The organism is Paenibacillus algorifonticola (assembly GCF_050481745.1).
Taxonomy (GTDB): Bacteria; Bacillota; Bacilli; order Paenibacillales; family Paenibacillaceae; genus Pristimantibacillus; species Pristimantibacillus algorifonticola_A.
In genome coordinates this window covers 63,647-77,590 of sequence record NZ_JBCNGR010000036.1, presented here as the reverse complement: position 1 = coordinate 77,590, position 13,944 = coordinate 63,647, and the positions used below count along the sequence as shown (strand labels likewise).

Sequence of the window (13,944 nt, the reverse complement as noted above, 5' to 3'; positions counted from 1 at the left end):
AAAATCGACATGCCAGTTGACTATTATCGACTCATTCGTTCATCTAGCATGGAAGCCATCTATTCGGAATTGGCAACGTATTTTTTACGGTACTCATGGGGACTGAGTCCCGCAAACCTTTTGAACCTCCGTGAGAAATGGGCAAGGTTGGAATAACCCGATTGCACCGCTATGGTGCCAACGGGAAGCTCCGTCTTGAGCAGAAGCTCCAGCGCAAGCGCCATCCGCTTGGTTATAATTAACTCTGTGACGGAATGACCCGTCTGCTTCTTCAGCAGCCTGTCCAAATAATCAGGATTTAAGAACATGTAGGCAGCAACGTCTTCCCGCGAAAGCTGCTCCGAATCCAGCCGTGCGTTCACGTATTGCTCGACCTTGTCCAGGATGGAAGGCGATTCCCTTATGTTCCGGACCTGATCCATTGACCTGCCGATTATATGCGTCATCCAGCCCACCATGTCGGGAACGGATCGGGACGCGTTGCGGAATAGGTCGGCAGACTTATCATCACCGAACAAAAGCTGCGCATCAATTCCCTCTATCTTCAGAACGTAGAACACCATTTGGAGAAAGTTATGATGGAATCGGTACAGCGAATCCACGTCCATACTCGCTGTCGCTGTCCACAGGAATGCCTTAGCCTCAACGAGTACGCGGCCTCCATGTCCTTCCTTAAGCATAATCGACCAGGCATGCATGTCGGGAAACGTGATCGTTTCCCGCGTCTTACGAGCACTATCGTAGAGAAATACGTCTTTTGCAAGTGCGATATTTTCCTTGTCTAGCTCCCGCAGCCTTCCTACCATACCATTCAACTCATGACCTTGAACGGCATTTCCGATATAAATAGCAATGTCGCAATAGAAATACTCAGACGCATAATCGATTAACGGCCGTGCCTTCTCCTTGAACTGCTCCCGCAGCAGGGCCGCATCTCCTTCGATCGGAATGAGTGCCATCAATTCGCGGTCTGTAGTTGTAAACAGAAGCCCCTGACCTTCCAGCCCAAGCGTCTCCTCCCCACTGTTCTTTAGCGCATATTCCAAAACCTTCTGATCTCGAGGAGAGAAATCCTTGTGATAACGCTTCACAGAGATTAACAATGGCAACAACTGCAGCTTCTCATCGAATGGAATACCTCTCTCTCCTGCCTCCCGCTTAATGGAATCTGGATTCGAGGGGATAACATGGTGAAGCAGGTCTAACCAGAATTGTTCAGCAATTAGCGGTTGCCTGCGCGACCAGAATTGCCCAATCCGACTGTATTGCTTCTCCTCGCTCTCCTTCATAATCTTCGCAACTACCTTTTCTCCTACGCTCAGCAATTCGTCCGGCGGAACCGGTTTCAGCAAATAGTCGAAGCTCCCCAGTTGCATCGCTCGCTGTGCCAGTTTAAACTCGGCATGGCAGGTCATGAATACGGTCTCTGTATCGGGATGATGCTCGCGCACCCAAGCTAGAAGCTCTAGTCCGCTTCCCTGAGGCATCTCGATATCACATACCATAAGATGGATGCTTTCCCGATCGAAGATCTCTTTTGCTTGGCGCGAATTATAAGCAGTGAATACTTTATCGAATCCGAGAGACGCCCAATCTATGTCACCTTTCAATGAATCTGTAAGCAGCTTCTCGTCATCTACGATGATCAGCGTTAGCATTAGTCCATACCTCCTGGGTCAAGCTTGTCCTTCTCTTTGTCATTTCGGGGCGAGAGCGGAATCGTCACATCCACTACGGCGCCACACCGCTCCCCGTCTCTTAAGACAACCTGCGTCCTCTCTCCATATATCAATTGCAGCCGCCTCTTCACGTTCCAAATGCCGATATGATCCCCTTCGTCGTCCACGATTCGCTCACCACGATCTATACTCTCCACCACAGCAGGACTGAAGCCGGGACCGTTATCCCTTATTTCAATATGCAGAGCAGCTTGTGGCGTCTCAAGCATCTCAATTGTTACTGATAAGGACAACTGTTCATCCATTGTCATGGCATGTTTGATGGCATTCTCAACAAAGGTATGCACAATCAGGGGCGGAACCGGTGTAGACAACAGAAAAGAAGGGGCTTCTATTTCGTATGTCAACTGGTCGGGATACCGCAGTTCTTGTATTCGCAAGTAATTGCGAATATGCTGCAATTCGTCTTTGAGTGTAACGAAGCTCAGATTGCTTTGGAACATGTACCTGAAGTACCTTACCAGACACAGTGACATTTCCTCCATGCGCGTTACGTCCTTCGTACGGGCTAGCATATACATCATGTTAAGGGTATTAATAAAAAAATGCGGTCTAATCTGCAACTGCAGATGCTGAAGCTCCGCTTTCTGCTTATTCAGCTGCTCTTCATACACGCTGATTCGCAAATGCTTGATCTGCTCCATCATGTTGTTGAACGTATCATTAACGATCTGGAACTCCAAAGAAGTTGGATAATCCTTGATCTGAGTGTCGAGATTGCCTTGCTGAATTCGGTTCATAACCTTGAGCAAGCGATTGAGCGGAAGTAAGAGCGTCTTCCGAAGCAAGAGCAGCGCCGCTGCCAGAATCAGGACCGCAACGAACGGAAGGGAGTAGGAAATTAGCTTATATGTGGAGAGATGCTGGAGCATCAAATCCTCCGGGATGAACGCATGTAGGCTGAACTCTCCTTCGCGGGAATCTTCGCCAACTGCCAGGAATTTCTCCGTCGAGCCAGTGAGATAATAGCTTTCCGCTTGCGGCTCAATCGTAATGCCGTGTTCACTGACAAAACCTTGATTGACAATCGCGTTGCCGCGCCCGTCGCCTAGCAGCGCCGCTCCTTCTTCGCCGATGCCTAGCAAATCAAGCGGTGTCTGAAGCGACTCCGCGTTAGTCCACGCACCGACGATGGAGTCGTTGTCTAGCACAAAGAAGCGGAGAAGGTAAACGCGGTCGCCATTCTTTTGAACATACCACATCCTTTTTTGGGTGATCATCCTCAAGTCAGAATTCTTACTTACGTTATCCGATATATAGGATTTAATGTACATGCGGTCGATCATGGTGGAACGGTCGCGGAAGGAATATAAGTATTGGTCATCTGAGGGTATATAGACGAATAACCCGTCCAAAACGGGGTACCGAAGGATGGAGTTTGTTAAGTTCGATGCGATACGCTGCGACGCGAAAATGCGATCCTCGGGCTGCGGGGAAAAATCGATGTTCGAGAGATCCGGGTCCTGCATGAGCCCGATTAAGTAATTATCTGCTTCGACAAGGCGTGCGTCCACCTGATCACGATACAGCGTTAATAAGTCCTTGCTTGAGGCAGCCACCTGATTGCGGACGACGTCAATTGCATATCCATTCATATAAATCAGGAATCCAATCAGCGGCAACACGATTAGAAACAAGCCTGCTATCATCTTCATCCTAATGGAGTGTATGCTGCCCCATCGGTTTATTTGCAAAGAACGATTCATTTCGTAAATCTCCTTTCCTTACTATCCATGATTCAAATTTACAATTACTATGAAAGCTATTGTACTTCAGAACCAAGATGAAACCTAGAGTTATGGGTCAAATTCGAAAGGGCTGGAGACAAAAATCGTCTCCAGCCCTTTCGTGCAATACGTACCTTAAATTTGTTTGTCAAAAGCTTCTCCAATCATTCTGCTGTGCTTCTAATACGCCAGCCACATCGATAATCGGACGAAAGTAGCTATCATCCACAGCAGCCATAATAAATACGAGGTATCAGCCATGTGCGACATCCCGCAAATCGCGAGAAGTTATAATGTTGAAAATCCATTACGGAATCACAAAGCCTTATGGAAGGCACCTATTTCTTCACCTTATAAAACTCATGATAAAGTTTCATCAGCGCCCTTTTCTCAATCCTCGATACATAACTGCGGCTAATTCCGAGCTCCTTAGCGATCTCTCGCTGGGTTCGTTCTTCCCCGCCATGCTCCAAGCCAAATCTGCCCATGATGACTTCCTTTTCACGTTCATCAAGAATGACTAAATTTTTATAAATTTTACTTTTTTCCATTTTTAGCTGTACGGTTTCCACAATTTCATTTGGATCGCTTCCCAGAATATCGACGAGCGTAATTTCATTGCCTTCTTTGTCGGTGCCGATTGGATCATGCAGTGATACGTCCTTGCGCGTTTTTTTCAAGGAGCGTAGATGCATTAAAATCTCGTTTTCAATACAACGGGCAGCAAATGTCGCCAGCTTCGTGCCTTTACCCGTCTGGAAGCTCTCAATAGCTTTAATCAGCCCGATTGTACCAATAGAAATCAAGTCCTCCAAATCTTCGCCGGTGTTATCAAATTTTTTGACGATATGTGCAACAAGGCGCAAATTATGTTCAATAAGTAAATTGCGGGAATGCGTATTGCCTTCGGCCATTAGTGCGAGATGCTTCGCTTCTTCTTCTTCGCGAAGCGGCTGTGGAAAAGCGTTATTTTTCACATACGATACAAGTAGTGTTAACTGTTTAATAAACAACGCGATTGCAGCAAATAATCCCATCATCTGGCCCCCTATGCTGTATTACCGGGCATCCTAATCAGCCTCAGCGTGCACCAACATCAATTTTACATTCTATGTAGGCGGGGGCCTATATGTGCATGTACAAGGAATTAGAATAAATAAACCCGTTGGAACTCACGCTACTGTGCATCCTTTTTGATAAACGGCAGCTCGCCTATTGCGATCAACACATCATTAACCTCAGCCATAATCGGGCCAACACCGGAATCCGACAACAGAGGAATGCTCCAATGCTGCTGCGCCGATATTTTAGAAATATGATTTTCGCCGCTGGCTTGAATGATCAGCTCCCATTTTATAACCGGAACGTTGGTGTGGCCCATAGACTTGCGAAAGATCGTCAGCAACTGCTGATTGATTTCATCCGTCATCGTTTGAAAATTTTCCGCTACCTCGAACTCATATTGAATATGCAGCTGCGTACAAGGCTCATCCACTGCGGCCTCCTCAGCGTTACGAGATATGCTGAGCACCGGAGATAACGCCTCCTCCTCCCGCTCACGCAGCGATTCCGCCGTCAGCACGCTGCTCCATTCAAAATACATATAGGCGCTCGTCTGATACGGCTGCTGGTGAGACCTCGGCGTACAAAAAAACGAAAACTCGCGATCCAGCGACCTTGTCTCCAGCCGGTTTTTATTTTGATATATATGCAGCCCCGCAGCCTGCGCCGCCGCAATGATTTCTCCCACGAACTGTTCATACGTTTTCATACGTTTCCCCTTTATCTCTATGCTATAATTTTGGTCTTCTTCGCATTGTCGGACGAGCGCTTAATGATGCCGCTAAGCGGGCGTTTGAGCACGAGGGCAATGAAAAGGCTAATGGCAATAAACCCGAGCAGGAACAGCATATCCTTCAGCACCGTTTCCCATAAAATGCCGCCAACCGCTTCGCGCAGCAAGCTAATCGCATACGTAAATGGCATAAACGGATTCAGCGCCTGAAAAAAAGGCGACGTCATGCTGATCGGAAAGGTACCGCCTGAGCTGGAAAATTGAAACACCATGAAAACAATCGCAATCCCCTTGCCTGCATTGCCGAATACAGACAGCAGCGTGTACGTAATGGTGACAAATACGATGCTGACGAGCATCGCGAATAAAACAAACCACAGCTTATCTGCAACATAGGCGCCTAATATAAAAAAGTCTCCCAGCGTTACGCATAATGCCTGCAATAGTCCAATCGTTAAAAAGGTGCCGAGGCGCCCCAAATACAGCTGGTAGCCGCGATAGCTTCCACTGGGATTGTCTGCCTCTGAGCGCAGCATTGAAATGAGCAGCGTGGCGCCTACCCAAAGCGACAGCACACCGTAAAATGGCGACATCGCCGAGCCATAATTAGGAATCGCATACAGCTGGTTTTCCTTAATAAGCACGGGGCTCGCCAAAAACTCGCTTTCCTTCTCAATATCGCCGCGCAGCAGCTTCGCAAGCTCGGCAAAGCTGTTATCAGCCTTTACTTCGCGCAGTTTGTCGGCCGCTTTACGAATCGCTTCCTCCAGCTGCGGCAAGTCGTCGCGGACAAGGCCAGCAACGCGTTTCACGCTGTCCGTAAGCTCCGGGAGCTGGTATTGGACGAAATCCGCCAGCTTAGCCAGCTCTTTTTCCGCCTCAGGCAAATCGTTCTGAACAAAAGCTGCGGCTGCGTCGATTTTTTTGCCGATGGCTGGCAGGTCATTGCGGATAAACGGTGCTGCCGTGTTAATCGCATTCACGAAGGCGTCCGTCTTGCTTTGCAAAGTCGTCGCTATTTCATGCACCTTCGTGCGAATTTCCGGCAGCTCGGCCTGTATGCGGGTCAGCTCCTGCTGCCCAAACGTCAGCCCTTCACGCGCGGCCTTGAGCAGCTCGGCGATATCCGGCAGCTTGCTCTTCGCCGTTTGCAGCACATCGGACGATGCTGCTCCAAGCTGCTGCAATTTGCTCAAGCCTTCGGTAATCGCAGGAACGATATCGCTGTCGTAATGGTTCAGCACGTAGCCAAGCTCGCTGCTCACCTGCTCCGTTACCTCATGCAGCCGCGCTACAATCTCCTCTGGCGGCGCGGTTCCCCGGTCCATCGCATCCTTAATAATGCCGAGCAGCTGAATTTGCGTATTCAGCTTTTCGGTGAGACCGCTCAGCCGCTGAATGGTCCCGCTTAGCTGCCCATCCGGCAAATGGCTGTTAATCGTCGACAGCACATTGGTTATGCTGCCGATTAAGCCTGCTGCTGTACTGAGCCGATCAATGAGCGCCTGCACTTCCGCCGCGGTCGGCAGCTTGGTAAGATCAGCCTCCTGCAGCCTTGCTGTCAGCAGCTCGGCAGCATCAGCGATTTGCTTGACCAGCAGCAAATTTTGCTTAAGCGTCGGGCTAATCGTCTTAAAGGCCTCTTGGCTCGACGCTAGAAAATCGTTCAGTCCATCCGCGAAAGCGATCGCGTCTCCTCCCAGCGCCTCAAGCTTCGGCAGCTGCTCCTCAGCCGCCGTCACAATGCCAAGCGCTGTATTCGTTTTATCCAGCGCCGTGTCGACCACCTCGCTCACGCGGTCGAAATTAGCATCGACCTCCTGAATGCGCTGCGCCGCCTTCTGGATTTCAGGCAGCTTCTCCTGAATGATAAGAACCTCCGAAGCGGCTTCGCTGATTTTCGGCCAATATTGCTGGAGCTTTAGCACATATTGCGCGGCTGCATTTATTTCCGGCAGCTTTTGCTGAAGCTCGATTATTTTTTGCGCCTTCTCATTTATTTCTGGCAGCTTGGCTTCGATTTCCAGCACCTTCTGCCCAGCCGCTTCGATTTCAGGCAAATGGCTTTCCAAACTGAAAATACCGTTCTCGACTTTGCGAATGGTCGGCAGCTCCGCTTCAATTTCTACGCCCGCCTCTTTCAATTTCGTCAGCACGGCTTCGCTTACAGCTTCTGTGAAGCCTTCATTAATTTGCTTCGTGATGGCGGAAACGCCGGAGCCGGTTATTTTCGGCGCAATAGCATTCACCTTTTCATTGACCGTATAAATGACTTCTGGCCGCTCGATTTTGCCTTCGATAATGCCGGTTATTTTGGCAGAAAAGTCGGCTGGTATAAGCAGGCTTGCATAATAGGTGCCTTTTTCAACACCATCCATCGCTTCCTGCCCACTTACAAACGTCCAGCCCAGCTTCTCGTTCGTTTGCAGGCTTGCCACTAGGTCCTCACCGATATTAACGATCTTGCCTTGAACGCTCGCTCCCGCATCGAGACTCGTGACGGCAATTTTAATGCCCTGCGTGTTGCTGTAAGGGTCCCACACCGATTTAATATTGACCCAATCGTACAACCCGGGGAGCAATATAATCGCTAAAATAAGAAAAATGCCGGTGGGCACACGTAAAATATGAAGCCAATCTGCTTTATAAATATGCCAAATATGGCGCATGAGTAGACCGCCTTTGCTATGTCATAAGTTGTGGAGCGGCCTTTGCAACAACCGATTGCCGCTAATCAGACCTTAGTTTAGCATTAACAGGGAAAAGAAGAAATATGATGATTTTTTTCGGGGGAAAAAGGACTTGGCACAGCCTATAAAGGTGCAGGCCATTGTGGGGAATATTACGTAAGGATTACATCCATTATTTCTTCCATTCATTGTCGAGGGCTCTTTAGCGTTATGAATGGAAGCCCACTCACTAGCGTCATGTGATTGTTGCCGAGACAGACCACTGCGGCTCAGACGACGGAGTTCGGGATGCTCACTCTTTTTTTGAGGACTGAGATTCCGCTATTCTGGCTATTTACCCGATTTTAGGCCGTAAGCGGACAGGAAATCCGTTATTTCCCTCATCAGCTCGTCAAAATGGCTTATTGCAGCGTAATAGCGGCTTCTGAGTCCGCACATCTCCCTTAACCCGTAATTCGGTTGAAATAGCTGCTGCTGTGTCCGCCAAATTTCTCTTTATGCATTGTACTGCTGCTATTCATTCGTTCAACGAATCAATCGAATCATCAAAAAATCTGCTCTCTTTAGGTCACACACCCTAACCCCTCACATCCGAAAATAATCCGAAGGGCTTTTGCCCGTGCTCATTTTGAACACTTGGCTGAAATAGGTCGGATTATTGAAGCCGACCATCTCGCTGACCTCGTACACCATATGATGGCCCGACTGCAAATAGTCGATCGCTTTATGAATGCGATAATCATTCAAATAATGCACAAAGTTTTGCCCCGTAACCCGCTTGAACAGCTGGCTTAAATATTTCGGGTGCACGAACAGCTCCTTGGCAATGGCCGCAAAGCTGATTTCCTGGCTGAAATTCGCTGCCACATACTGCTTCACGCTATCGACAAGCCGATTGCTTTTCCGGCCGGAAATTTCCTGCGCCGCGCTTTGCAGCCATTCCCCTACCAGCTCATTCATCCACCGCGCCAGGTCGCCAAGCGTCAAATGCTGCTGGATGCCCTGCAAAAATTGCGACAGCGTACGCGGCGGCTGATGCTGGGCGAACGCCTCATTCCAGAAAAAAGTCAGCGAGCTGAACAAGCCGACGCAAATCGTCTGAATATCCGTGAGCGAGCCGCTCGCTTCCTTTTGCAGCTGATTATAAATCGCATTCCACTGCTGGGCTGCCCGCTCCAAATCCTTGTCCGTCAGCGCCACATTCCACTGCTTGAGCAGCGGTGCATATTGGTCATACGTCGTATCCAGCTGTGCCCATTCCGCATAAGGGTACACCTGGCTCGTCCCTTGAAATTCCGCTGCCTCCAGCGCCACGCGGCTTTCCAAATACGAATCGATCAGCTCATGCAAGCTGCTGCGTACCGAACCGATGCCTGCGGTAGCCTCCAGCTTGAGCAGCGCTGTTATTTTTTCCGTCACGCTGTAAGCCAGCTCCTCACATGCCTGGTACAGCTCCCCCTCCTGCACTTGCTCCGATAACAGGATGAGCACGAACAGCCGATCAGAATAATCAATCGCGTAGCCGTGGATGGACGAGCCGCCCAATTTGCCCGCCAGCATTTCGCGAATGATGTTGTTCGCGCCGAATTTGAGCAGCTGCCAGTCTCGCTCCTTCAGCTTCGTTAGCAGCGCAGGGCGCGTCATTTGCAAGCTCACCGCCGCCACGTGCTTTGGCGAAGGAATGTTCAAATAAGCAAGCCGCTCCTCATGCAGCTCATGCGGCTGATAGCGCGTCGTCAGCAGCTCGGTGAACAAGCGCTCGCGCAAATATGGCAGCAGCCGGTCAAGCTCCAGCTTGTAATGCTCCTCCAGCCGCAGCTTCTCCGCCTGCAAATCCAGCTCGCACATAATTTCAGCGAGCACGCCTTCGATTTCCGCCACAGCAGCCGGCTTCAACAAAAAATGATGCACGCCCCAGCGCATCGCCTGCCGCGCATTTTCAAACTCATCGAAGCCGCTCAAAATAACGATCGGCAAGCCCGCATCCGCCTGCCGCAGCGCTTCGACAAGCGCAAGTCCGTTCATCTGCGGCATATTCACATCGGTAATGACGAGATCCGGTTGAAGCTCGCGGAAGCTCGCCAGCGCCTGCACGCCATTCGCGGCGGTTCCTGCAATGCGCAGCCCCAGCTTCTCCCAGCCTACATGCCGCGTCAGCGCCGCTATAATATGCGGCTCATCGTCTACAAGAAGCACTGATTTCATCCTTTTTCACCGTCCAGCAACCGTTTTAATTGGGCTTCCGTTTCAATGATCGGCAGCTTCACTGTCACCTTCACGCCTCCCTGCTCGCTATTTGCGAGCTGCAAGCCATACCATGGCCCGCAATAAAGCTGCAAGCGCGTATGCACATTGCGAATGCCGATGCCTGTCGCCTTGTCCATATGCCAATCCTCTGGCAAGCCCCGCCCATTGTCGGTCAGGCTAATCTCCAAATAAGGCGCTTGCCCGGGCACATGCTGCTCGCGAATATCCAGTGCCAGCGCCAGCTCCGACGAGCTGTCCGCTGGGCTGCCATGAATGACCGCGTTCTCAATTAGCGGCTGCAAAATAATTTTCGGAATATAATAGCCGCGTATTTGCGGGTCCATGATCTGCTCGGTATAAGCGATGGGAAACGTCATCCGCTCCTTCTGAATGCTTAGGTAGCAGCGGGCATGCTCCAGCTCATCGCGCACGCGGATGAACAGCTTGCCGCCGCTCAGGCCAATGCGCAGCAGCTTGCCGAGCTGGGTAATCATAAAGCTGATATCCTCAGCTTTATAATCAAGCGCCCGCCAATGAATCATATCGAGCGTATTATACAGAAAATGCGGCTTAATTTGCGCTTCCAGCAAGCTTGTCTGCGCATCTCGCTTCGCCTTGCTCTCCGTCTTCACATCGTCCATCGACTCTTTCAGTCGCGACACCATATGGTTGAAGCTGTAGGAAAGCTGCACATATTCCTCGGTGAAGGCGCTTGTCGCTTTCGCATGGAAGTCGCCGCGCTCCAGCCGCTTCATCTCCGCCATCAATCGGCGCAGCGGCTTGATGATGCTTTTCACAAACCAATAGGTCAAAATAGCGGAAAGCAATAAGCTTAATATTCCGATGCCTAGCACATACCAGCCCGCCTGATAGGTCGCCTTCAGCAGCGTTCTGGTCGGGATCGTCTGTACGAGCCGCCACTGTACTGAGCTTGGCTTGGAGAACACGACCAAATACGATTGATCGTCCCTGCGCAGCAGCTCATATCCATCACTGAGCGTTTTCGAGCGGTCACCCAGCCATTCGGCATCGAGGATGACCTCCTCGCCCTTCACCTGCGAGTCGTTCACCTTCACAATAATATTGCCCGCTGTATCCACGACCAGCACCTGCCCCTCCAGCACCATCGGCACATCGGCAAAATTACGCAATACATCCTGCTGCGACATGCTGATGATCAGATAGCCCATCGTCCGCCCTTTGCTGTCGAACATATGCTGGGCATACCCGATCAATGATTTCGAGGAAGCGTTTTCTTCTTCAGGAATCCAAATAGCGTCCGCCTTCTCCAAGGCAGAAAACCAGTTTTGATCAGCGATTTTGCTGACGGGAAACACTAAATCCGTTGAGCTATACGGAACATCATTAAATTTATCCGTGTAAATTTCAATCGAGCTGATGCCGGAATTGACGACCAGCGTATGATGCAGCAAATCCGAAATGGCCCGCCGTTTGACGAGCATATCGTATTTGGATATGGCGCCAGCCTCCAGCATTTCCTTCACATCCTTGTTGCTGACGACGGAATAGGCCGTATTCGTCATATCGGTCATGAAATCGAAGCCGCGATTCGTGCTTTCATTAAGCAAAGCCAGCCGCGCCTTGCTAATTTCGCTAAAGGTCACATCCGAGAAGGAACGGTAGGACAGCCAAATAATCACAAGTAAAAACAATAGGTTCAACAGCACGAAGCAAGCGACCATCAAAGTGGACAGCTTGCTTCTCCGCAAAATCGATTGCCTTAATGAAAAATCTATCGTACGCATCGTAATGTCATCACCCTGACCGTTTGGAGTAAATGAAGCTTACCCTTTAATGCCGGAGGTGGCAATACCTTCAACAAAGTATTTTTGACAGATGATGAAAATGATAAAGCAAGGCAGCAGCGACAGCACCGACATCGCAAACATCGGACCCCAGTCAGATTGCGAGCTGGAATCAAGGAACAGCCGCAGGCCGAGCGGAACCGTGAACTTCGTCACATCACTCAAATAAATCAATTGGCTGAAAAAGTCATCCCACGTCCAAAGGAAGGTGAAAATGGTCGTCGTAATGAGTGCCGGTACTGCGAGCGGCAGCACAATGCGCCAGTAAATTTGAATGAGCCCGCAGCCGTCAATCGTCGCCGCTTCATCGAGCTCCTTCGGCAAGCCGCGAATAAATTGCACCGTCAGAAAAATAAAGAAGCCATCGGTCGCCAGCCATTTTGGCGCAATCAGCGGCAGGAAGCTGTTGACCCAGCCAAGCTGATTAAACAAAATATATTGCGGAATGAGCGTCACATGATGCGGCAGCATAATGGTCAGCAGCATCAGCCCGAAAGCGGCCGCCTTAAATCGGAAGCTTAGGCGGGCGAACGCATAGGCCGCCATGGAGCAGGACAGGACATTTCCAAGAACCGCCCCAATGGAGACGATCATCGAGTTGCCGAGAAAGCGCGAGAATGGATTGCCCTGAATGCCGCTCCAGCCCGCTAAATAATTGCTCCATTGCCACTGCTGAGGCCAAATGCCGATTTCCGTGAAAATCACATTATTGGGCTTAAACGAGCTGCCGACCATCCATAATACCGGATATAACATGACGAAGGCGATCAGCATAATCGCCAAATGCTTGAGCCATACCGTATTGCGCAGCGTCTCTGCCATCGCTTATTTCCCCCCGTCCTCGTAATGCACCCAGCCTCTGCTGGAGCGAAATATAATGAAAGTGAAGCAGCCGATAATGAGCAGCAGCACCCAGGCCATCGCCGATGCGTAGCCCATTTGAAAAAAAGCGAAGCCTTTTTTGTACAAATAGAGCGAATACATGAGCGTCGAATTCAGCGGGCCGCCAGAGCCGTTGCTGATGACGAATGCCTGCGTAAACGATTGGAACGACGTAATAATTTGCATGACCAAATTGAAGAAAATAACCGGCGTCAAAATGGGCAGCGTAATGCTCCAAAACTGACGGATTTTTCCCGCTCCATCGACCGAAGAAGCCTCGTAATAATCGGTCGGAATTTGCTTAAGTCCCGATAGAAAAATAATCATCGAGGAGCCAAACTGCCATACCGAGAGCAGCACGATTGAATAAAGCGCATATTTCGGGTTCGCGACCCAATCCGGTGCGTGAATGCCTACCTTAAGCAGCACCTGATTCACCAGGCCGTCGCCGCCAAGCATTTTCCGCCATAACATGGAAATTGCAATGCTGCCCCCCAGCAAGGACGGGATATAATAGATGGTCCGGTAGATGCCCAAACCTTTGATTCCTTTGTTAAGCAGCAGCGCCACGCCGAGTGCGAAAATCAGCTTAAGCGGCACCGATGCGAATACATATGTGAAAGTAACCTTGAGCGACGTTCCAAACAGCTTATCAGTCGTAAGCATTTCCGTATAATTGCTGAGTCCCACCCAATTGGGGCTTGCTAGAATGCTGTAATCCGTCAGTGAAAAATAGAGCGACGCCAGCACAGGGCCGAGCGTCAGACAAATGAGGCCGATCAGCCATGGCGCGAGAAAAAATAAGGCGGCGCGGTTATTTTGGCTGGCTGCCGATTTTTTAGCTCGTTTGCTGCGTTTTTGCGGCTTCGTCATCGATGTTGCTGTCATCGCGTTTCCCCTCTTCCCTTGCTTCATGCGTAAACGGCTATCGCCATCGCTGGGCGGCAAACATACGTTCCGCGGTGAAAGATATGCCGCTTATCGGGCATGAATCCTATAATGGCTTTTATATCCAAGGAAAGGCCGCCTCTTTTGCGG

General features: G+C 50.1%; 9 protein-coding genes. All 9 read right to left on the bottom strand.

All coding sequences use genetic code 11. From position 1 onward, the window contains the following. Nucleotides 1-59 precede the first annotated feature (59 nt). Complete coding sequence (locus ABEW34_RS25595) at nucleotides 60-1,658, bottom strand: response regulator transcription factor (protein WP_430162620.1); 1,599 nt, start codon at nucleotides 1,656-1,658, stop codon at nucleotides 60-62. After that, entirely contained in the window at nucleotides 1,658-3,445 is a 1,788-nt protein-coding gene (locus tag ABEW34_RS25590; RefSeq protein WP_430162618.1) for a sensor histidine kinase, read from the bottom strand. The genes ABEW34_RS25595 and ABEW34_RS25590 overlap by 1 nt, the downstream gene beginning before the upstream one ends. A gap of 359 nt (nucleotides 3,446-3,804) precedes the next feature. Further along, on the bottom strand, nucleotides 3,805-4,506 hold the full coding sequence (gene sigK, locus ABEW34_RS25585) for an RNA polymerase sporulation sigma factor SigK (RefSeq protein ID WP_430162616.1): 702 nt from the start codon (nucleotides 4,504-4,506) through the stop codon (nucleotides 3,805-3,807). 137 nt (nucleotides 4,507-4,643) lie between these two features. Beyond that, nucleotides 4,644-5,237, bottom strand: coding sequence for a hypothetical protein (locus tag ABEW34_RS25580; protein ID WP_430162614.1), 594 nt, complete (start codon nucleotides 5,235-5,237; stop codon nucleotides 4,644-4,646). Between the two features lie 17 nt (nucleotides 5,238-5,254). Beyond that, nucleotides 5,255-7,930, bottom strand: coding sequence for a YhgE/Pip family protein (locus ABEW34_RS25575; protein WP_430162612.1), 2,676 nt, complete (start codon nucleotides 7,928-7,930; stop codon nucleotides 5,255-5,257). A gap of 606 nt (nucleotides 7,931-8,536) precedes the next feature. Continuing rightward, on the bottom strand, nucleotides 8,537-10,156 hold the full coding sequence (locus tag ABEW34_RS25570) for a response regulator (RefSeq protein ID WP_430162610.1): 1,620 nt from the start codon (nucleotides 10,154-10,156) through the stop codon (nucleotides 8,537-8,539). Further along, nucleotides 10,153-11,964 carry a sensor histidine kinase gene (locus ABEW34_RS25565; RefSeq protein WP_430162608.1) on the bottom strand — a complete coding sequence of 604 codons (1,812 nt, stop codon included), beginning with the start codon at nucleotides 11,962-11,964 and terminating at the stop codon, nucleotides 10,153-10,155. Before ABEW34_RS25565 ends, ABEW34_RS25570 begins: the two co-directional genes overlap by 4 nt. A 39-nt stretch (nucleotides 11,965-12,003) precedes the next feature. Then, nucleotides 12,004-12,846, bottom strand: a complete 843-nt coding sequence (locus tag ABEW34_RS25560) for a carbohydrate ABC transporter permease (RefSeq protein WP_430162606.1) — start codon at nucleotides 12,844-12,846, stop codon at nucleotides 12,004-12,006. A 3-nt stretch (nucleotides 12,847-12,849) separates the two neighbouring features. Beyond that, nucleotides 12,850-13,794 carry a carbohydrate ABC transporter permease gene (locus tag ABEW34_RS25555; protein WP_430162604.1) on the bottom strand — a complete coding sequence of 315 codons (945 nt, stop codon included), beginning with the start codon at nucleotides 13,792-13,794 and terminating at the stop codon, nucleotides 12,850-12,852. Nucleotides 13,795-13,944: the final 150 nt, after the last annotated feature.